20 protein-coding genes, 3 tRNA genes and 1 pseudogene are annotated in these 17,707 nt (G+C 70.4%); 6 read left to right on the top strand and 18 right to left on the bottom strand.

Features of this window, described 5'->3' with window-relative positions:
* Positions 1-398: 398 nt before the first annotated feature.
* The 8 genes from rplL to ACFYZJ_RS25510 form a co-directional block, all read right to left on the bottom strand.
* On the bottom strand, positions 399-788 hold the full coding sequence (rplL, locus tag ACFYZJ_RS25475) for a 50S ribosomal protein L7/L12 (RefSeq protein WP_388571575.1): 390 nt from the start codon (positions 786-788) through the stop codon (positions 399-401).
* 111 nt (positions 789-899) lie between these two features.
* Positions 900-1,430 carry a 50S ribosomal protein L10 gene (rplJ, locus tag ACFYZJ_RS25480; RefSeq protein ID WP_030641169.1) on the bottom strand — a complete coding sequence of 177 codons (531 nt, stop codon included), beginning with the start codon at positions 1,428-1,430 and terminating at the stop codon, positions 900-902.
* 342 nt (positions 1,431-1,772) lie between these two features.
* Complete coding sequence (locus ACFYZJ_RS25485; RefSeq protein WP_388571577.1) at positions 1,773-2,642, bottom strand: hypothetical protein; 870 nt, start codon at positions 2,640-2,642, stop codon at positions 1,773-1,775.
* A gap of 173 nt (positions 2,643-2,815) precedes the next feature.
* Positions 2,816-3,541, bottom strand: a complete 726-nt coding sequence (rplA, locus tag ACFYZJ_RS25490; RefSeq protein WP_388571579.1) for a 50S ribosomal protein L1 — start codon at positions 3,539-3,541, stop codon at positions 2,816-2,818.
* 91 nt (positions 3,542-3,632) lie between these two features.
* Positions 3,633-4,067, bottom strand: coding sequence for a 50S ribosomal protein L11 (rplK, locus tag ACFYZJ_RS25495; RefSeq protein WP_388571581.1), 435 nt, complete (start codon positions 4,065-4,067; stop codon positions 3,633-3,635).
* Positions 4,068-4,286: 219 nt separating this feature from the next.
* Complete coding sequence (gene nusG / locus ACFYZJ_RS25500; RefSeq protein ID WP_388571582.1) at positions 4,287-5,126, bottom strand: transcription termination/antitermination protein NusG; 840 nt, start codon at positions 5,124-5,126, stop codon at positions 4,287-4,289.
* An 80-nt stretch (positions 5,127-5,206) separates the two neighbouring features.
* The gene (gene secE, locus ACFYZJ_RS25505) at positions 5,207-5,494 is read right to left on the bottom strand and encodes a preprotein translocase subunit SecE (RefSeq protein WP_388571584.1); all 288 of its coding nucleotides are present in this window, start codon (positions 5,492-5,494) and stop codon (positions 5,207-5,209) included.
* Between the two features lie 109 nt (positions 5,495-5,603).
* A tRNA-Trp gene (locus ACFYZJ_RS25510) sits at positions 5,604-5,676 on the bottom strand.
* Between the two features lie 259 nt (positions 5,677-5,935).
* On the opposite strand from ACFYZJ_RS25510, the gene ACFYZJ_RS25515 reads away from it, so the two are divergent.
* Positions 5,936-7,162, top strand: a complete 1,227-nt coding sequence (locus ACFYZJ_RS25515) for a pyridoxal phosphate-dependent aminotransferase (protein WP_388571586.1) — start codon at positions 5,936-5,938, stop codon at positions 7,160-7,162.
* A gap of 131 nt (positions 7,163-7,293) precedes the next feature.
* Positions 7,294-8,343 carry an adenosine deaminase gene (locus ACFYZJ_RS25520; RefSeq protein WP_388571587.1) on the top strand — a complete coding sequence of 350 codons (1,050 nt, stop codon included), beginning with the start codon at positions 7,294-7,296 and terminating at the stop codon, positions 8,341-8,343.
* 54 nt (positions 8,344-8,397) lie between these two features.
* Here the strand turns inward: ACFYZJ_RS25520 and ACFYZJ_RS25525 are convergent, their stop codons facing one another.
* The 7 genes and pseudogenes from ACFYZJ_RS25525 to ACFYZJ_RS25555 form a co-directional block, all read right to left on the bottom strand.
* Positions 8,398-9,453 carry a UDP-N-acetylmuramate dehydrogenase gene (locus ACFYZJ_RS25525; protein ID WP_388571589.1) on the bottom strand — a complete coding sequence of 352 codons (1,056 nt, stop codon included), beginning with the start codon at positions 9,451-9,453 and terminating at the stop codon, positions 8,398-8,400.
* A 235-nt stretch (positions 9,454-9,688) separates the two neighbouring features.
* Positions 9,689-9,787 (bottom strand): annotated as a pseudogene (locus tag ACFYZJ_RS25530) (TetR family transcriptional regulator); the annotation flags it as partial.
* A 66-nt stretch (positions 9,788-9,853) separates the two neighbouring features.
* Positions 9,854-10,282, bottom strand: coding sequence for a MaoC family dehydratase (locus ACFYZJ_RS25535; protein ID WP_388571590.1), 429 nt, complete (start codon positions 10,280-10,282; stop codon positions 9,854-9,856).
* Between the two features lie 5 nt (positions 10,283-10,287).
* On the bottom strand, positions 10,288-10,743 hold the full coding sequence (locus ACFYZJ_RS25540; protein WP_388571592.1) for a MaoC family dehydratase N-terminal domain-containing protein: 456 nt from the start codon (positions 10,741-10,743) through the stop codon (positions 10,288-10,290).
* A gap of 250 nt (positions 10,744-10,993) precedes the next feature.
* Positions 10,994-11,158 carry a 50S ribosomal protein L33 gene (gene rpmG, locus ACFYZJ_RS25545; RefSeq protein WP_067397031.1) on the bottom strand — a complete coding sequence of 55 codons (165 nt, stop codon included), beginning with the start codon at positions 11,156-11,158 and terminating at the stop codon, positions 10,994-10,996.
* Between the two features lie 90 nt (positions 11,159-11,248).
* A tRNA-Met gene (locus ACFYZJ_RS25550) sits at positions 11,249-11,321 on the bottom strand.
* A gap of 46 nt (positions 11,322-11,367) precedes the next feature.
* A tRNA-Thr gene (locus ACFYZJ_RS25555) sits at positions 11,368-11,440 on the bottom strand.
* Positions 11,441-11,641: 201 nt separating this feature from the next.
* On the opposite strand from ACFYZJ_RS25555, the gene ACFYZJ_RS25560 reads away from it, so the two are divergent.
* The 3 genes from ACFYZJ_RS25560 (at position 11,642) to ACFYZJ_RS25570 (ending at position 14,309) form a co-directional block, all read left to right on the top strand.
* Positions 11,642-12,943 (top strand): amidohydrolase family protein, encoded by a 1,302-nt coding sequence (locus ACFYZJ_RS25560; protein ID WP_388571595.1) that lies wholly within the window; start codon positions 11,642-11,644, stop codon positions 12,941-12,943.
* Between the two features lie 323 nt (positions 12,944-13,266).
* A complete protein-coding gene (locus ACFYZJ_RS25565) occupies positions 13,267-13,923 on the top strand; it encodes an SDR family oxidoreductase (protein WP_388571597.1) in 657 nt (218 codons plus the stop codon).
* An 11-nt stretch (positions 13,924-13,934) separates the two neighbouring features.
* Complete coding sequence (locus tag ACFYZJ_RS25570; protein ID WP_388571599.1) at positions 13,935-14,309, top strand: nuclear transport factor 2 family protein; 375 nt, start codon at positions 13,935-13,937, stop codon at positions 14,307-14,309.
* A 45-nt stretch (positions 14,310-14,354) separates the two neighbouring features.
* On the opposite strand, the gene ACFYZJ_RS25575 is transcribed toward ACFYZJ_RS25570, so the two are convergent.
* Positions 14,355-14,567 (bottom strand): hypothetical protein, encoded by a 213-nt coding sequence (locus ACFYZJ_RS25575; RefSeq protein ID WP_388571601.1) that lies wholly within the window; start codon positions 14,565-14,567, stop codon positions 14,355-14,357.
* A 162-nt stretch (positions 14,568-14,729) separates the two neighbouring features.
* Between ACFYZJ_RS25575 and ACFYZJ_RS25580 the strand changes: the two genes are divergently transcribed.
* Positions 14,730-15,209 carry a nuclear transport factor 2 family protein gene (locus ACFYZJ_RS25580; protein ID WP_388571603.1) on the top strand — a complete coding sequence of 160 codons (480 nt, stop codon included), beginning with the start codon at positions 14,730-14,732 and terminating at the stop codon, positions 15,207-15,209.
* A 123-nt stretch (positions 15,210-15,332) separates the two neighbouring features.
* On the opposite strand, the gene ACFYZJ_RS25585 is transcribed toward ACFYZJ_RS25580, so the two are convergent.
* A complete protein-coding gene (locus tag ACFYZJ_RS25585; RefSeq protein WP_388571605.1) occupies positions 15,333-16,211 on the bottom strand; it encodes a hypothetical protein in 879 nt (292 codons plus the stop codon).
* Positions 16,212-16,580: 369 nt separating this feature from the next.
* Positions 16,581-17,579 (bottom strand): hypothetical protein, encoded by a 999-nt coding sequence (locus ACFYZJ_RS25590; RefSeq protein ID WP_388571606.1) that lies wholly within the window; start codon positions 17,577-17,579, stop codon positions 16,581-16,583.
* Positions 17,580-17,707 lie beyond the last annotated feature (128 nt).

Below are 17,707 nucleotides of genomic sequence, written 5' to 3' on the forward strand. Positions count from 1 at the left end.
CGCCGACCCAGGATGGGCAAGCAATGCGCGCCGCCGACCCAGGATGGGCAAGCAATGCGCGCCGCCGACCCAGGATGGGCAAGCAATGCGCGCCGCCGGTCTGAGGAGCCCGTGCATACCGGCCTCCCGGCTTCCCGGCCACCGCACCGCCCGTCACAGGCTCACAGGCGGCCGGCTCCGGCCCGGGGGCCGTCGGCTCCCGGCCGTGGGGGCGCACGGTGGCCGGCGTACCCTTCCGGGCCGACACCACCGTCCCGGCCGAGCGGCGGCAGCGGTCGGTGGGCTTCGCGGGCCACCAGGGTGTTGGCACATGCGAAAGGGGGCCGTACGGAGCGTCGCTCCGTACGGCCCCCTCGGGTCCTGTGCGGACCCGGAGTCCTGGTGGACCCGCGAAGGTCTTACTTGACCTCGACCGAGGCGCCGGCGCCCTCGAGGGACTCCTTCGCCTTGTCCGCGGCCTCCTTGTTGACCTTCTCGAGAACCGGCTTCGGCGCACCGTCGACCAGGTCCTTGGCCTCCTTCAGGCCCAGGGAGGTCAGCTCGCGCACGACCTTGATGACCTGGATCTTCTTGTCGCCGGCACCGGTGAGGATGACGTCGAACTCGTCCTTCTCCTCCTCGGCGGCGGCCTCGGCGCCGGCACCGGCGCCACCGGCGACGACGACCGGCGCGGCAGCGGCGGCGGTGACGTCGAACTTCTCCTCGAAGGCCTTCACGAACTCGGAGAGCTCGATGAGGGTCATCTCCTCGAACTGGGCAAGCAGCTCGTCCTGGGTGAGCTTCGCCATGATGGCGGTCCTTCCACTCAAATCGGCAGGTGCCGGATGTACTGGATAAGGCGGGCGTACGTCGGCCCGCTGCGACCCGCGCCTTCGGTGCGGGTCAGAAAGCGAGCCGAATTACTCGGCACCGCCCTGCTCGGCCTGCTTGGCGCGCAGCGCGTCCACGGTGCGGACGAGCTTCGACGGCAGCGCCTGGAAGACGGAGGCAGCCTGGGACTGCTTCGCCTTGAAGGCACCGGCCAGCTTGCTGAGCAGAACCTCGCGGGACTCGAGGTCCGCAAGCTTCTTGATCTCGTCGGCGGACAGCGCCTTGCCGTCAAGGACACCGCCCTTGATGACGAGATTCGGGTTGTCCTTGGCGAAGTCACGGAGACCCTTCGCCGACTCCACCGGGTCACCGGTGACGAAGGCGACGGCCGTCGGACCAGCGAAGAGCTGGTCGTCCAGCGTGATCCCGGCCTCGTTGGCCGCAATCTTGGTCAGCGTGTTCTTCACCACGGCGTACTGGGCGTTCTCACCGAGCGACCGGCGCAGCGTCTTGAGCTGCGCCACGGTGAGACCGCGGTACTCGGTCAGCACGGCGGCGTTGGAGCTGCGGAACTTGTCCGTCAGCTCCGCAACCGCGGCAGCCTTGTCGGGCCTCGCCATAGAGCCTCGGCCTCCTTCCGGGTGATTCGGACCGCGCGGACCCGAAGGAGGACTGGGGAAAACGAAACGCCCCGGCGCAGGCGCACGGGGCGGACTCGACCGGCTGCACGCACGTCTCGGCGTACGTACTCCGGGAGCTCTTCCACTGTCACCTGCGCGGGTCGTCCGCAGTTCAGCGGATCCTTCGGCCACCGCGCCCTCGTTCGAGCGCACGGCAACGACCAGCGGTCTTTGGCTTCTGTAGGAGAGTACGGGAACGAATCGCCGTCAAGCAAATCCGCTCCCCGGGGAGCAATCAGGGCGGCCCACCGCACCTCTAGGGTCTTTCGTTCGGATCAGGCCCTAGGAGCCCCGCGTCCCCAGCAGGTCCTCGAAGTCGGCCGTGTCCGGCTGCGGAGGCCGAGGTGCCGTCACCTTCACGCCGTAGTCCCGGTAATACGCCGTCGAGGACATCCGGCCGCTCGACAGCTCACCCCGCTCGGTCTTCTTGACCAGCAGGTCGTCGTCGTCGACCCAGAGGTCGACCGTCTCCTTGGTGACGCCGGCCTGCTCCAGTTGCTCCTTCAGGGCTCCCGTGAGGGACGCCGGGGTGACCGTGCCCGAGTAGTGCGTGGTGCGGCGGCCGCGTACCGTCTCCTCGCCGACCCTGCGCACGTCCCCGGAGGCGAGCAGCAGCCTGACCGGCTGCAGCGGGGCGGTGTTGCGCAGTTGGTCCGTCAGATACGCCCCCGAGCCGCCCGGCAGGGCCGCCAGGTCGTCGTAGGCGTACCTGATCCAGTGCCGGCCGTGCAGGCGCCGTGCGAACGCGTCGCCCACCTTCGCGTAGTAGGCGTCGGGCAGCAGCCGGGCCTCCATCGACGTGGTGCCCAGCGCGCGCATCGTCTCGGCGAGCTGCCCGCCCGTGTAGGTGATCCGGAGCGTGCCCACCGAGTCGCGGGCCCAGCCGAGCAGGCCGCCCGTCTCCAGGGCGAGCATGCCGCCCATGGACGTCGTGGCCTCGACCCGGGCGGAGCCGGCCTTTGAGGTGGCCTTCTCGACGGCTCGCAGGGCCGCCAGTGACCGCGGGTCGACATGGGCGGCCCGACCGCCGGACGGCTCCGCGGAGCGCTGGGAGGAGTCACCGTCGCCGGAGTGGCTGCACGCCGTCAGGGCGGACAGGGCGACGGCCGCCGCGACCGGGAGGATCCCGCGCCTGAAGATGCCGTGCCTCATACGTTCCCCCCTGGTGCGCTCCGTGATCTTCACGCTAACTCCGGCCCCGGGGGTTCGGCACGCACTCACGGGAAACGGCATGTGCCCCGCGTCTCACCCGCGCCGGGAAACGGGGCGGGCCCCGCACCTCGGAAGGTGCGGGGCCCGTGTCCGACTGGGGTGAGCCTGAGGGCTCAGACCGCGGCCGGGTCCTCCTCGACGAGGAGGTTGCGGGTGCGGTTCGGGTCGACCGGGATGCCGGGGCCCATCGTGGTGCTGACCGCGGCCTTCTTGATGTAGCGACCCTTGGCGGCGGACGGCTTCAGACGGAGGATCTCCTCCAGCGCCGCGCCGTAGTTCTCCACCAGCTTGGTGTCGTCGAACGACGTCTTGCCGATGATGAAGTGCAGGTTCGAGTGCTTGTCGACGCGGAACTCGATCTTGCCGCCCTTGATGTCGGTGACGGCCTTCGCCACGTCCGGGGTCACGGTGCCGGTCTTGGGGTTCGGCATCAGACCACGGGGACCGAGCACGCGGCCGAGGCGGCCGACCTTGCCCATGAGGTCCGGGGTGGCGACGACGGCGTCGAAGTCCAGACGGCCCTTCGACACCTCGTCGATCAGCTCGTCGGCGCCGACGATGTCGGCGCCCGCGGCGCGAGCGGCCTCGGCACGGTCACCGGTCGCGAAGACCAGGACCCGGGCGGTCTTACCGGTGCCGTGCGGGAGGTTCACGGTGCCGCGGACCATCTGGTCGGCCTTGCGCGGGTCGACACCCAGACGCAGGGCCACCTCGACGGTGCCGTCGAACTTGGTCGTGGAGGTCTCCTTGGCGAGACGGACGGCCTCGAGCGGGGCGTAGAGCTTCTCCCGGTCGATCTTGGCGTCCGCAGCGCGGAGAGCCTTGCTGCGCTTGCTCACAACTGCTCCTGTGTGTTCTGAAGGAGTCGTGGTACGGGCCGAGCAGGCCCTGCCACGTGCGGCCGAGGCCGCATGGTTACGAAGGTGGGGCTCAGCCCTCGACCGTGACGCCCATGGAACGGGCGGTGCCGGCGATGATCTTCGCGGCGGCGTCCAGGTCGTTGGCGTTGAGGTCCGGCATCTTGGTCTCGGCGATCTCGCGGACCTGCGCCTGGGTGATCTTGGCGACCTTGGTCTTGTGCGGCTCGCCGGAGCCCTTCTCGATGCCCGCGGCCTTGAGGATCATCTTGGCGGCCGGCGGAGTCTTGGTGACGAAGGTGAAGGAACGGTCCTCGTAGACCGTGATCTCCACCGGGATGACCCAACCGCGCTGCGACTCGGTCGCGGCGTTGTAGGCCTTGCAGAACTCCATGATGTTGACGCCGTGCTGACCCAGCGCCGGACCGACCGGCGGGGCCGGGTTGGCGGCGCCGGCCTGGATCTGGAGCTTGATGAGCCCCGTGACCTTCTTCTTCTTGGGAGGCATAGCTCTCTCCGGGTCCTTAGTGAGAGTGTTCCGCCGCCATCCTTGGGCGGTGTCGCCCGGATCACCTTGGGCTCGATCGCCCGGATCATCCGGATGGAGGCATACCGCACAACGATAACGGGTACTGTTGCGCGGCCAAAAACCGACAGGTCAGACGGCCCCCAAGGGGAGTCCGTCCGACCTGAGCGGTGGCTGGTGCGGCAGAGGAACCAGACGGAACTAGTTCTTCTGGATCTGGTCGAAGGAGAGCTCGACCGGCGTCTCGCGGCCGAAGATCTCCACCAGGCCCTTGACCTTCTTCGAGTCGGGGTTGATCTCGTTGATGGTCGCCTGCAGCGTGGCGAACGGGCCGTCGGTGACGGTGACCGAGTCGCCGACCTCGAAGTCCAGCACCTGGACCTCGACCTTGCGCTGCGGAGCCGGCTTGCCCTCGGCCTCGGCGGCCTCACGGGCGGCCTTGGCCTCGGCCTCCGGGGCGAGCATCTTGACGACCTCGTCGAGGGACAGCGGGTAGGGGTCGTAGGCGTTGCCGACGAAGCCCGTGACGCCGGGAGTGTTGCGGACGACGCCCCAGGACTCGTTCGTCAGGTCCATACGGACGAGGACGTAACCGGGCAGCTTGTTCTGCTTGACGGTCTTCCGCTCGCCGTTCTTGATCTGGACGATCTCTTCCTCGGGGACCTCGGCCTGGTAGATGTACTCCTCGACGTTCAGCGTGACGGCACGCTGCTCCAGGTTCGCCTTCACCCGCTTCTCGTAGCCGGCGTAGGTGTGGATCACGTACCACTCGCCGGGCAGCGAGCGCAGCTCCTCGCGGAGCTTCTCGACCGGGTCGAGCTCGGGCTCCGGCTCGCCCTCGGCCTCGGCGTCCTCGGACGCGGCCTCGTCCTCGCCCTCCACGTGCAGGGCGGTCTCCTCGGCCGGCTCGCCCGCGGCGGCTTCGGCAGCCTCGGCCTCGTCGACCTCGTCCGCGCCCTCGACGATGTCGAGCTCGTCATCCACGGACTCGACGGCCTCCCCGCGAGGCTCCATGGCGTCGTTCAGGTTCGGGTCAGACACGGTGGCTGCTTCTTCCTGGATACATAGGGGTGGAACATGCGAAAGGGACGCCGGGCACGACGGCGTCCTTCGCTCGCGGCTCAGCCGAAGACGTACTTGGCGGCGTGGCTGAGCCCATAGTCGATCAGGGTCACCACGGCGATCATGATCGCTACGAAGAAGATCACCACGGTGGTGTACGACGTCAGCTGGTTGCGGGTCGGCCAGACGACCTTGCGGAGTTCCGCGATGATCTGGCGGTAGAAAAGGGCAAGGCGCTTCAGCGGGCCCTTCTTGGCTCGCTTGCCACCCTTGCGGGCCTTCTTCTTCGACTCCTGCACCTCGTCCTGGGCGTCAGGCATGTCGATGGAGCCCACGGCGTCCGTCACTCGTCCTCACCTGATTCCCGGGTCGTGACCGTGCCGCGCCCGGTGGAGCCGCACGGCGAGTGCATTACGTACGTACTGTGCGCACACTTCCTGGTGAAGGAGTGTGTAGCAGGGCCGGAGGGACTTGAACCCCCAACCGCCGGTTTTGGAGACCGGTGCTCTACCAATTGAGCTACGACCCTTTGTGTGTACCCCAACGTACCGCATCCAGCCGGGTGCTCGGTGTGCACCGCCGGTCGCGGCCGCTGATGGCCAACGAGGTGAGAGTGTACGTGTTCCGCGCCCGGTCGTCGAACAGAAAGCACCCGTAGGCGGCTTGCCGGCGAAAGATCGGCCAGGCGGACGCGCGGATCCGGACGCATGTTCAGCCGTCGATCCCTTCTTGTTCAGTCTGTGAAACCCGCGTGCCGGGCGCGTTTCCTGTCTGAAACCATGGGCCTCATGAGCGCTGCAACCCCTCCCACCGAGCGCCGGGTCTCCGCCCGGGTCGGGGCGATCTCCGAGTCCGCCACCCTCGCCGTGGACGCCAAGGCGAAGGCCCTCAAGGCCGCCGGGCGCCCGGTGATCGGCTTCGGCGCCGGTGAGCCCGACTTCCCGACGCCGGACTACATCGTCGAAGCGGCCGTCGAGGCCTGCAAGAACCCGAAGTACCACCGCTACACGCCGGCTGGCGGCCTGCCCGAGCTGAAGGTCGCGATCGCCGCCAAGACGCTGCGCGACTCCGGCTACGAGGTGGACCCCTCGCAGATCCTCGTCACCAACGGCGGCAAGCAGGCCATCTACGAGGCCTTCGCCGCGATCCTCGACCCGGGCGACGAGGTGATCGTCCCGGCGCCGTACTGGACGACGTACCCGGAGTCGATCCGGCTGGCCGGCGGTGTCCCGGTGGAGGTCGTCGCGGACGAGACGACCGGCTACCGCGTCTCCGTCGAGCAGCTGGAGGCGGCCCGCACCGAGAAGACGAAGGTCGTCCTGTTCGTCTCCCCCTCCAACCCGACCGGCGCGGTCTACACCGAGGCCGAGACCGAGGCGATCGGCCGCTGGGCCGTCGAGCACGGCCTGTGGGTGCTGACCGACGAGATCTACGAGCACCTGGTCTACGGCGACGCGGCCCGCGTGTCGCTGCCCGCGCTCCTGCCGGAGCTGCGCGACAAGTGCATCGTGGTCAACGGTGTGGCGAAGACGTACGCCATGACGGGCTGGCGGGTCGGGTGGATCATCGGCCCGAAGGACGTCGTGAAGGCTGCGACGAACCTGCAGTCGCACGCCACGTCGAACGTGGCGAACGTCTCCCAGGTCGCCGCGCTGGCTGCCGTCTCGGGCAGCCTGGACGCGGTCGCGAAGATGCGCGAGGCGTTCGACCGGCGCCGCAAGACCATCGTGCGGATGCTGAACGAGATCGACGGCGTGGTGTGCCCGGAGCCGGAGGGCGCCTTCTACGCGTACCCGTCGGTCAAGGCGCTGATCGGCAAGGAGATCCGCGGCAAGCGTCCGAAGGACACCGTGGAGCTGGCCGCGCTGATCCTGGAGGAGGCCGAGGTCGCGGTGGTCCCGGGCGAGGCGTTCGGCACGCCGGGTTACCTGAGGCTGTCGTACGCCCTCGGGGACGAGGACCTGGTCGAGGGCGTGAGCCGGATCCAGAAGCTGCTGGCGGAGGCGCGGGACTGACGTCCCCGCGTCCTTCACGCGCGTGTGCGGGCCGTTTCCCTCCGGGGAGGCGGCCCGTTCGCGTGTGCGAGCAAGACCACGTTCGGGGAAAGCGCTACCGGGACGACCTGGACGTACGGCAGGATCCTCGGATGGAGCACGTACGTGATGTCTCTGAGCTGCCGAAGGCCCATCTGCACCTGCACTTCACCGGGTCGATGCGGCCCACCACCCTGCTGGAACTGGCCGACAAGTACGGCGTGCGTCTGCCCGAGGCGCTCACCGAAGCCCTGACCGGCGGAGAACCACCGAGGCTGCGGGCGACGGACGAGCGGGGCTGGTTCCGCTTCCAGCGGCTGTACGACGCGGCACGCTCGTGCCTGCGGGAGCCCGAGGACATCCAGCGGCTGGTGCGCGAGGCGGCGGAGGAGGACATCAGGGACGGCTCGGGCTGGCTGGAGATCCAGGTCGATCCGACGTCGTACGCGCCACGCCTGGGCGGTCTGATCCCGGCGCTGGAGATCATCCTGGACGCGGTGGAGACGGCGATGCGGGAGACCGGTCTCGGCATGCGGGTCCTGGTCGCCGCGAACCGCATGAAGCACCCGCTGGACGCGCGCACGCTGGCCCGCCTGGCGGTCCGCTACCGCGACCGGGGCGTGGTCGGCTTCGGCCTGTCGAACGACGAGCGGCGGGGCATGGCACGGGACTTCGACCGCGCCTTCGCCATCGCCCGCGACGGCGGCCTGCTGTCGGCACCGCACGGGGGCGAGCTGACGGGCCCGGCCTCGGTCCGTGACTGCCTGGACGACCTGCACGCGAACCGTGTGGGGCACGGCGTGCGGGCCGCGGAGGACCCGCGCCTGCTCCGGCGCCTCGCCGACCGGGGCGTGACCTGCGAGGTGTGCCCGGCGTCGAACGTGGCGCTCGGGGTGTACGAGAAGCCGGAGGACGTCCCGCTGCGGACGCTGTACGAGGCGGGCGTCCCGATGGCCCTGGGCGCCGACGACCCCCTCCTCTTCGGCTCCCGCCTGGCGGCCCAGTACGAACTGGCCCGGCGTCACCACGGCTTCACGGACGAGGAACTGGCGGAACTGGCCCGCCAGTCGGTACGGGGGTCGGCGGCCCCGGAGGACGTGAAGGCGAAACTCCTGGCGGGGGTCGACGACTGGCTGGGCGCGCCCGGCCCGTCCGACGCCTGAGAAGGAGACCGCCGGCGGACTTCCCCCACCTCCAGGCGGAGTCGATCGGTCGGCTCAGAGGGTCACGCCGACCGTCACCGGCTCGTTCACCAGGGTGATCCCGAAGGCCTCGCGCACGCCCGCCACGACCTCGCGGGCCAGTGCCAGCAGGTCCTCGGTGGTGGCGCCGCCCCGGTTGGTGAGGGCCAGGGTGTGCTTGGTGGAGATGCGGGCGGGCCCGGTGCCGTACCCCTTGGTGAAGCCCGCCTTGTCGATCAGCCAGGCCGCCGACGTCTTGGTGTGCCCCTCCCCCGCGGGGTACGCGGGCGGCTCCGCCTCCTGGCCCAGCCGCTCCTTCACGCGGGCGCGGAACGCGGCGAAGTCCTGGTCCGTGAGGATCGGGTTGGTGAAGAAGGAGCCCGCCGACCAGGTGTCGTGGTCCTCCGGGTCCAGGACCATGCCCTTCCCCGAACGCAGCTTCAGCACGGTGTCCCGGGCGTCGGCCAGCGGCACGCGGTCGCCGGGCTCGACGCCGAGGGCGCGGGCGGTCTCGGCGTACCGGATGGGCGCGGACAGTCCCCGCGCGTCCTGAAGCTCGAAGCGGACGCGCAGGACGACATGCCGGTCGGGGTCGGCCTTGAAGCGGCTGTGGCGGTACGAGAACGCGCACTCGGCGTTCGGGATCGTGACCGTCTCGCGGGTCCTGCGGTCGTAGGCGATCACCTCGGTGAGGGTCGAGGAGACCTCCTGGCCGTACGCCCCCACGTTCTGGATCGGGGTCGCACCTGCGGAGCCCGGGATTCCGGCGAGGCATTCGACACCGGCGAGCCCGGCCTCGACGGTGCGGGCGACGGCGTCGCTCCACACTTCGCCCGCGGCCAGTTCCAGCTTCGTGCCGTCGAGGGAGAAACCCTTCGTCGCGATCCGCAGGGCGGTGCCGCCGAAGCCCTTGTCGCCGATGACCAGGTTGGATCCGCCGCCGATCAGCAGCAGCGGCGTACCGGAGTCGTCGGCCTCGCGGACGGCTTCGATCACCTCGGCGTCGCTGGTGGCGGTGATCAGGCGGTGCGCGGGGCCGCCCAGCCGGAAGGTGGTCAGCGGGGCGAGCGGGGCGTCGTGGAGTTCCTGCACGCGCCCAAGACTACGAGACGGCACCGACAGCCCCGCACGCGCGCGTATGGCCCCGCCACCGGGGACGGGGCCGTACGCGCACGTGGCGTGCTGCTCATGGGGAGCGAGCGGCAGGACGACGAGGCCCAGCGGGACGTTCAGCCAGAAGATCCAATGCCAGGACACGTGTTCGGTGAGACTGCCGCCGATGAGGGGCCCGGAGGCGACGGCGAGTCCGTTGCCGGTCCTCGGCCCGCTTCTCCAGCCGGTCCTTGGCCCGCGCCGACGGGTAGAGCCCCTCCCAGACCCGGTGGTCGGGCGGAAAGCCCATGGCGACCAGGCAGTTGATGAGCACGCGCAGGCGGTCGGTAAGGGGCGCCCGCAGTGGCGAACGCCCCTTACCGAACCCTTCGACCGCAGCTCAGGCGAGCCGTACGACCGCCCGCGACATGCCCAGCACCTTCTGGCCGCCACTGGTCGCCGTGAGGTCGACGCGGACCGTGTGGTCGTCGAGCTTGGCCGCGACCTTGCCGCTGACCTCGATGAGGGCGCCCCGGTCGTCGTTGGGGACGACGACGGGCCTGGTGAAGCGGACGCCGTACTCGACGACCGCGCCCGGGTCGCCCACCCAGTCGGTCACCACTCGGATCGCCTCGGCCATGGTGAACATGCCGTGCGCGATGACGTCGGGCAGTCCGACCTCCCTGGCGAACTTCTCGTTCCAGTGGATCGGGTTGAAGTCCCCGGAGGCGCCCGCGTACCGCACGAGCGTGGCGCGGGTCACCGGGAAGGTCTGGGCCGGCAGTTCGGTGCCGACCTCGACGGTGTCGTACGCAATCTTCGCGGTCATCCGAGTCACTCCCCCTCTTCCGGCGCCCTGGCGACGAGCTTCGTCCAGGCGGTCACCACGTGCTCGCCGACCTCGTCGTGGACCTCACCGCGGATGTCCAGAACGTCGTTGCCGGCCAGGGTCTTGATCGACTCGATGGTGGAGGTGACGCTGAGCAGGTCCCCGGCGCGGACCGGGCGGGTGTAGACGAACCTCTGGTCGCCGTGCACGACGCGGCTGTAGTCCAGGCCGAGCTGGGGGTCCTCGATGACCTGGCCCGCGGCCCTGTAGGTGATCGCGAACACGAACGTCGGCGGGGCGATCACATCGGGGTGACCGAGCGCCTTGGCGGCCTCCGGGTCCGTGTAGGCCGGGTTGGCGTCCCCGATCGCCTCCGCGAACTCGCGGATCTTCTCCCGGCCGACCTCATAGGGGTCGGTGGGCGGGTAGGACCGCCCCACGAAGGACTGGTCGAGCGCCATGGGCTCGGCACCTCCTGGTGTGTGCTGTGGTTGACCGCGCTGGACGAGCCGCCCGGTCCGGAGACGGTCCGGCCGACGGACCGCCGATACAGGTCTTCGGAGACGGTCCGGCCGACGGACCGCCCACATCGTCCCATCTGCCGGCCGCCCGCATCGTCGCGCCTGCGACGAACGTGCGTGCGTGGCGCGGGCGAGAAACGACACGAGGCCGCCCCCTGTTGTAGGGGACGGCCTCGCTGGTGAGTCCGGATCAGCGCGTCTCGCGGTGCGCGGTGTGCGCGTTGCAACGCGGGCAGTGCTTCTTCAGCTCAAGACGATCCGGGTTGTTGCGCCGGTTCTTCTTGGTGATGTAGTTCCGCTCCTTGCACTCCACGCAGGCCAGCGTGATCTTCGGGCGGACGTCGGTGGCAGCCACGTGAGTGCTCCTTGACGAACGGATAGACGAAATTTAACGCAAGAAAGAGTAGCCGACCGAAGGACCGACCCCGCAATCGGCTACTGTGAGTAGCGGTGACCGGACTTGAACCGGTGACACAGCGATTATGAGCCGCTTGCTCTACCGACTGAGCTACACCGCTGCGATGCGATCGGGCCCCGCCTCGCGGCGGGAACCTCTCCCATCAGAGCCCCAATACGGAATCGAACCGTAGACCTTCTCCTTACCATGGAGACGCTCTGCCGACTGAGCTATTGGGGCGAGCGATGAAGACATTACACGGTCGCCTGCCGTTCGCCCAAATCCGTTTCGCGGCACCCCGTCCGTACTGTTCCCGGTGCCCCCACGCACCACACCCCCGGTACGACTATTGCGCTCCTCCCCGCCCCGGCCGGGTCGCAACTCTAGGCTCGACTCACCCTGCGTGATCTTGCCTTTGGTGCCGTGGACCACAGGAGCGCGATGCCCGACAGCCGACCGCAGCCGCCCCACTTCCCGCCCTCGCCGTCGTCACCCGCCGACTCGGCCACCCTGCTGTTGTGCGGGGCCGGACTCACCGACGGCCGCACGGTGGACGTACGGCTCGGTGGTGGTCGCATCGAGGCCGTCGGCACCCCCGGCAGCCTGGCGACCGGCGCCGTCGGCGCCCGCGTCGACCTGCGCGGCTATCTGCTCCTGCCGGCCCCCGCCGAGCCGCACGCACACTGCGACACGGCCCTGTCCGCCGACGGCGCGGACGGCGCGGATGCCAGGAGTGGTGGCCGCGGTTCCGGCGGTTCGGGCGGCGCAGCACCGTTGTCGCACCATCCGGACGAGATCCAGCGCCGCGCCACCGAGGCCGCGCTGCTGCAACTCGCGCACGGCGCGACCGCCCTGCGCTCCCATGTGCGCATCGGTGACGTACCGGGGCTGGACGCACTGGCCGCCGTACTGCGGGCGCGACGCTCGCTGCGCGGGCTCGCCGAGCTGACGGCGGTGGCGATGCCGCGGCTACTGACGGGGGCCGCCGGCGCGTACGGACTCGCGATGCTGCGGGACGCGGTGAAGATGGGCGCGACGGTGGTGGGCGGCTGCCCGGACGCGGATCCCGATCCCACCGGGCACGTGGAGGCGGTCCTGGAGATCGCTTCGGAGTTCGGCTGCCCGGTCGACCTGCACACGGACGCCCGCGATCCGGTGCGGCTCTCCCGGCTCGCGGCGATGGCGGACGGCCTGCGGCCCGGGGTGACGCTCGGACCGTGCGGCGGCCTCGGGCGCCTGCCGGCGAGGACGGCCGCCCGGGTCGCGGACCGGCTCGCTGCCGCCGGGGTCACCGTGGTCTGTCTGCCGCAGGGCGGCTGCGGCGGCGCCGGCCGGCGCGGCACGGCTCCGGTGCGGCTGCTGCGGTCGGCCGGGGTGCGGGTCGCCGCCGGCAGCGGGGCGCTGCGGGACCCGGCGAACCCGGTCGGGCGCGGAGACCCGCTGGAGGCGGCCTACCTGCTGGCGTCGCGGTACGGGCTGTCCGCCGGGGACGCGTACGACATGGTGAGCGCGTCGGCGCGGGCCGCGCTCGGGCTGCCGGAGGTGCGCGTGGAAGCGGGTTTCCCCGCCGAACTGCTCGCGGTGCGCGCCGACGGGCTGGCCGGCGCGCTGTCGCTGGCCTACAGCCGGGTGGTGATCCACCGGGGGCGCCTGGTGGCTCGTACGAGCGCGGTGCGGGAGTACTGCGACTCGGCCGCGGTGGCACTGGAGCTGCCACGGCAGGGCCGGGCGGACCCGTCGTGAGGAGGAGCCGCCGTGATGGTGCGAGGACCCCTCGTGACGACGGGAGGACCTACCGTGACGGGGCCGGACCCGCCGTGCCGGTGCTGAGCCGTCGTGACGGGTGCCGAGCCGTCGTGACGGGTGCCGAGCTGTCGTGACGGGTGCCGAGCCGTCGTGACGGACGGCTGGAAACAACCTGACGCCGACCGGGTTCGTCGTCACGGTGGGACGGGAACTCGGCCCTGCCGTACGGTCGTTGCACATGGCGGGAAGCGCGCTGCGCCCTGTGCGGACTCGTGGGGGCCATGGGGCAAAAGACCCCGTCGGGGCGTACGGTCGGAAACATGCGCATTGTCATCGCTGGAGGTCATGGTCAGATCGCGCTGCGGCTGGAGCGGTTGCTCGCCGCACGCGGTGACGAGGTCGCGGGGATCATCCGCCGGGCGGAACAGGCCGACGATCTGCGGGAGGCGGGCGCCGAGCCGATCGTGTGCGACCTGGAGTCGGCGTCGGCGGAGGAGGTCTCTGCGCTCCTGGAGGGAGCCGACGCGGCCGTCTTCGCGGCCGGGGCGGGCCCGGGCAGCGGCGCGTCCCGCAAGCACACGGTGGACCGGGACGCGGCGATCCTTTTCGCGGACGCGGCGGAACGGGCGGGCGTGCGCCGGTTCGTCATCGTGTCGTCTATGGGCGCCGACCCCGAACACCCGGGCGACGAGGTCTTCGACGTGTACCTGCGCGCCAAGGGCGAGGCCGACGCGTACGTACGCGCCCACAAGTCCCTGGACTGGACGATCCTGCGCCCCGGCTCGCTGACGGACGACGCCGGAAAGGGCCTGGTCCGCCTGGAGGCCCACACGGGGCGGGGCGCGATCCCGCGCGACGACGTGGCGGCGGTTCTCGCGGAACTCGTCGACACCCCCGCGACAACCGGTCTGACGCTCGAGCTGATCAGCGGTTCGACGCCGGTGTCCGTGGCGGTGAAGTCGGTGGCCGGGAACTGAGCGGGGCGGGGATGTCGGAGGGGATCCCGGCGGCGCGGGCGGCGTTGCTGACGCGGATGTACGAGGTGTTCGCCACGGACGAGCGCGACGCGTTCGTCCCGCGCTGCCTGTCCGCGGACGTCGACTGGCCGAACGTCCTGGACGGCGTACGACTGCACGGCCACGAGGAGGTACGCGCGTACTGGGCACGCCAGTTCGCCTCCGGCCATCCACTGGTACGCCTGGAGGGCCTGCGCCCGGACGACGACCGTGAGGCGGTCGTCGCCACCGTGAGGCCCGGGAGGCGCACGAAGGCCGGGGACGAGTGGGGGACGGAGACGGTCGAGCACGTCTACCGGTTCGACGCGGAGGGCTTGGTGAGCCGGATGGACGTCCGGCAGCCCTGACGGCACGTCGGCAGGGGGTGCCGAAGGCGCGCCGGGAGACCGGTCTCAGAAGAGCGGAAGCTGACCGGGGAACTCCGGTACGGCGTACCCGTCGAGGGTGGGCTGGGCGGCGTCGGCCTGCGCGAGCCGACGGGACCCGGGGCACGAGACGAGCGTGCCGCTGCTTCGCGCCCCCGGCGGATCGTGGCGTGCGAACCGCCCCGCGACGACGGCGATCTCCCGACGGCACTCGGGGCACGTTCTGCGGGGCGACGACATGTATTCAGCGTACGAGAACCGGCTCGGCGGGGAGACGAAGCGGCCCGGTGGCCGTCACCAACACGGGAAGGGCGTCGCGTCCGCCGATGACTTCCGGCGCGGAGACCGGTCTGTCCTCCCGAGAGGACGCTCAACCGTGAACGGGAGCAGGGAGCCGCGCCGATGGCCGATGACGCAGAACGGATCCGGGCCCTGGTCGAGCAGTGGGCCGCCGCGGTGCACCGGGGGGACATGGACGGTGTGCTCGCGGACCACGCGGACGACATCGTGATGTTCGACGTGCCGCCGCCGTACCAGGGCGTTCGCGGCGTCCAGGCCTACCGCGGGACCTGGCCGCCGTTCTTCGACTGGCAGGCGCGGGGCGCCTGCTTCGAGATCGAGACGATCGACGTCACCGCCGGCACCGACGTAGCGTTCGTCCACGCCCTGCTGCGCTGCGGAACGCCGCAGCAACTGGCCGAGAACCCGGAGATGCGCCTACGGCTCACCCTCGGCCTGCGCAAGGAGCAGGACCGCTGGGTGGTGGCGCACGAGCACCACTCGTTCCCGTACGTCGACGCCCCGGAGGACACCACAGCGGACGAGGACGAGGTTCGGGCACTCCATGCCCCCCGGGGACGGGAAGGGCGGAGACCGACCTGACCTGTGAACCGCCGCAGACGTGGGAGCGTGTCCGCCCCGATAGGGGCGAGGACTGTCGCGTGCGGTGGGTGAGGGTCACTCAGCTGGTAGCCGGCCTGTCCTGGAGTCCTGGAGGCTGCCGGCTCAGGCCACGCCGGTCTGGTCGCCACCGGTCACCGAGTGGAGGGTGAAGGTGTCCGAGGGATCAGGGACGGACAGGTCGACCGCGACGCCGAAACGGGAGTAGTAGGTGGTGGCGGTGACCCTGGCGGTGGCCGTCTCCATCTGCTCCCGCGTCTCCACCGGCAGGTTGTCGCTGTTGACCCAGAGGTCGATGTGGGCCTCGGTGACACCTGATGCCCCGAGTTGCTTCTTGAGGAACTTCACGTCGTCGGGCGTCAGACCCTGCCTGCTGGCGATCAGCTTGGCCGTGTCCAACGTTCCCGTGTAGTGGGTGGTGGCCGCCCCGCGCACCGTCTCCTGGCCCACCTTGCGCAGATCGCCGCCGGCGATCACCATCCGTACAGCCATGGCCGGGTTCGCCTGCTTGAGCTGATCGGTCCCGGCTTTGCCGGCGGCACCTTGCGCGGCGAGAAGGGCAAGTGGTTCCTTGATCCAGTGCTTACCGCCGACACCGGCCACCTTCTGCGCAGGCGCCTTGAAGTACATGGCGTCGCTCCGGATCTTCATCTGCAGAGCGGGGACCGGCTTCGGAGCCGAGGACTTCACCGACATGGTGACGTTGGCCTGCAAACCGTTGGCCCAGTCGTTCTCCCCGACAAGTCGAACCTGGCTGAGAGTACCCACCGTGACGGTCCGGTCGATCCTGGCCGAGTGGACCTTGGCTGCGGCGTTCTCCACCTTGAGCAGGTAGGCCACCGGTGAGACGGCGACCGGTGACGGCGTGGCGGACGCGTGTTGGCCCGTCGCAGAGGTGGATCTACCGCCGCAGGCGGAGACCGTGCCCAGAGTCGCCGTGGCGACCGTGACCGCCAGAGCCGTACGGAACCGCATGCCACGCATGGCACGGACCTCCCGTTTTCCGTAGTCCGACGAGTCGGATGTTCGAATGGTGGGCGCAGAGTAGCGTAGGAAACCGGCCCTGTTGGCGGCAGGGTTGGGTGAACTGGACGCCGCGGCACATCCGTCTGAGCGCGGACGGCCGTTGCGCCCGTCGTCCCTGGTCGTCACCGGCGGACAGCGGGCGGACTGCAGTCCGACAGGTGCAAGAAGCGCAACACCGTCGAACGAGCGGTCAACAGGCCGAAGCAGTCCCGGGCCGTGGCCACTCACTGTGACGAGCCCGGCTACGTCTTCCTCGGCACCGCAACCCGCCGCAGCCTTGCTCATCCAACGGGACGCCTGATCGCCCGGACAGCTCCTGGGCGACTCCTAGAGCCACAGGACGCCGGAGGTGTCGCGGGCGACGAAGTCGCCGGCCGCAGTGCCCGCGATGTTGCCGACGGCGGTGATCTGGTTGCAGACCTGCCAGCCGCTGCCGAGCCGGACGCGGGTGGCGAAGGGGGCGGACGAGTTGCCGGTGCCCTTGTAGAACCACAGGACGCCGGAGACGTCGGTGGCGAGGAGGTCGGATCGGCGGTCTCCGTTGAGGTCGCTGCCACCGGTGATGTTCTTGTAGATCTGCCAACCGGTGCCGACCTTGACGCGGGTCGCGAAGGTGCCGTCGCCCCTGCCCAGGTACATCCAGAGGACACCCGAGGTGTCGCGGGCGACAAGGTCACCCGTCGAGGTGCCGGCGAGGTTCCCGGCGGCCTCGATCTGGTTGTAGACCTGCCAACCACTACCGATCCTCGTCCGCGTGGCCGTGGTCACCTGGCTGCCCGACGGCCAGTCCAAGAGGTCGTCCCGCCACAGCACACCCGAGGCGTCCCGCGCGAGGACGTCCGTCGAGCCGTTGTTGTTGTAGTCGTGCGGGTTGGCCTGGCGCGAGACCTGGAAGCTCCCCTGGGCCGTCGCCGGGCCGCCGACGCCGTCGGTCGAGGTGGCGGTGATCTGCCAGGTGTAGGCGCCGTCAGGGGCGCTGATGCCCTCCAGGACGCCGTCCCAGACGAAGGCGAAGCGGCTGTCGGAGACCGGCTGGGACAGGCGCTCGGTGAGCTTCTTGCCGGTGGCCGTGTGCGTGAGCGTGAGGTCCACGGTGGCGTTCGCGCGGGACAGGGTCCACTCCATGGGGACCGTGGTGCCCGGCTTCTCCAGGCTCACCGCGGTGGGGACCTTCGACTCGGTCACCTTGACGGGCGCGAGTCGGCCCGTGTCCGCCACGAGCGTGGCGCTCGGGAGGCCGTCGCTCCCCTCCCAGATCCGGAACAGCCCGTCGGCGTCGGTCGTGGCGCCGCGCACGAGCAGGCCGCCGTCCGGCGCGTGGGCCACGCTGGAGAAGTGCTCCAGGGGTTTGTACGGCGCGGCGGTGGGGTCGGTGATGCTCCGGGCGTACAGCGGGCTCGGCGTATCGTCGGCCGCCTTGCCCGGGACCCCGCCGTCACGGCGAGAACGGTGGC

This window comes from Streptomyces sp. NPDC001848, assembly GCF_042891915.1.
Lineage (GTDB): Bacteria > Actinomycetota > Actinomycetes > Streptomycetales > Streptomycetaceae > Streptomyces.

Bases quoted from the DNA above. Each gene is read 5' to 3' on its own strand.
- rplL (WP_388571575.1), bottom strand. From the start codon at position 788: ATGGCGAAGCTCACCCAGGACGAGCTGCTTGCCCAGTTCGAGGAGATG.
- rplJ (WP_030641169.1), bottom strand. From the start codon at position 1,430: ATGGCGAGGCCCGACAAGGCTGCCGCGGTTGCGGAGCTGACGGACAAG.
- ACFYZJ_RS25485 (WP_388571577.1), bottom strand. From the start codon at position 2,642: ATGAGGCACGGCATCTTCAGGCGCGGGATCCTCCCGGTCGCGGCGGCC.
- rplK (WP_388571581.1), bottom strand. From the start codon at position 4,067: ATGCCTCCCAAGAAGAAGAAGGTCACGGGGCTCATCAAGCTCCAGATC.
- ACFYZJ_RS25515 (WP_388571586.1), top strand. From the start codon at position 5,936: ATGAGCGCTGCAACCCCTCCCACCGAGCGCCGGGTCTCCGCCCGGGTC.
- ACFYZJ_RS25520 (WP_388571587.1), top strand. From the start codon at position 7,294: ATGGAGCACGTACGTGATGTCTCTGAGCTGCCGAAGGCCCATCTGCAC.
- ACFYZJ_RS25535 (WP_388571590.1), bottom strand. From the start codon at position 10,282: ATGACCGCGAAGATTGCGTACGACACCGTCGAGGTCGGCACCGAACTG.
- ACFYZJ_RS25540 (WP_388571592.1), bottom strand. From the start codon at position 10,743: ATGGCGCTCGACCAGTCCTTCGTGGGGCGGTCCTACCCGCCCACCGAC.
- ACFYZJ_RS25560 (WP_388571595.1), top strand. From the start codon at position 11,642: ATGCCCGACAGCCGACCGCAGCCGCCCCACTTCCCGCCCTCGCCGTCG.
- ACFYZJ_RS25565 (WP_388571597.1), top strand. From the start codon at position 13,267: ATGCGCATTGTCATCGCTGGAGGTCATGGTCAGATCGCGCTGCGGCTG.
- ACFYZJ_RS25570 (WP_388571599.1), top strand. From the start codon at position 13,935: ATGTCGGAGGGGATCCCGGCGGCGCGGGCGGCGTTGCTGACGCGGATG.
- ACFYZJ_RS25575 (WP_388571601.1), bottom strand. From the start codon at position 14,567: ATGTCGTCGCCCCGCAGAACGTGCCCCGAGTGCCGTCGGGAGATCGCC.
- ACFYZJ_RS25580 (WP_388571603.1), top strand. From the start codon at position 14,730: ATGGCCGATGACGCAGAACGGATCCGGGCCCTGGTCGAGCAGTGGGCC.
- ACFYZJ_RS25585 (WP_388571605.1), bottom strand. From the start codon at position 16,211: ATGCGTGGCATGCGGTTCCGTACGGCTCTGGCGGTCACGGTCGCCACG.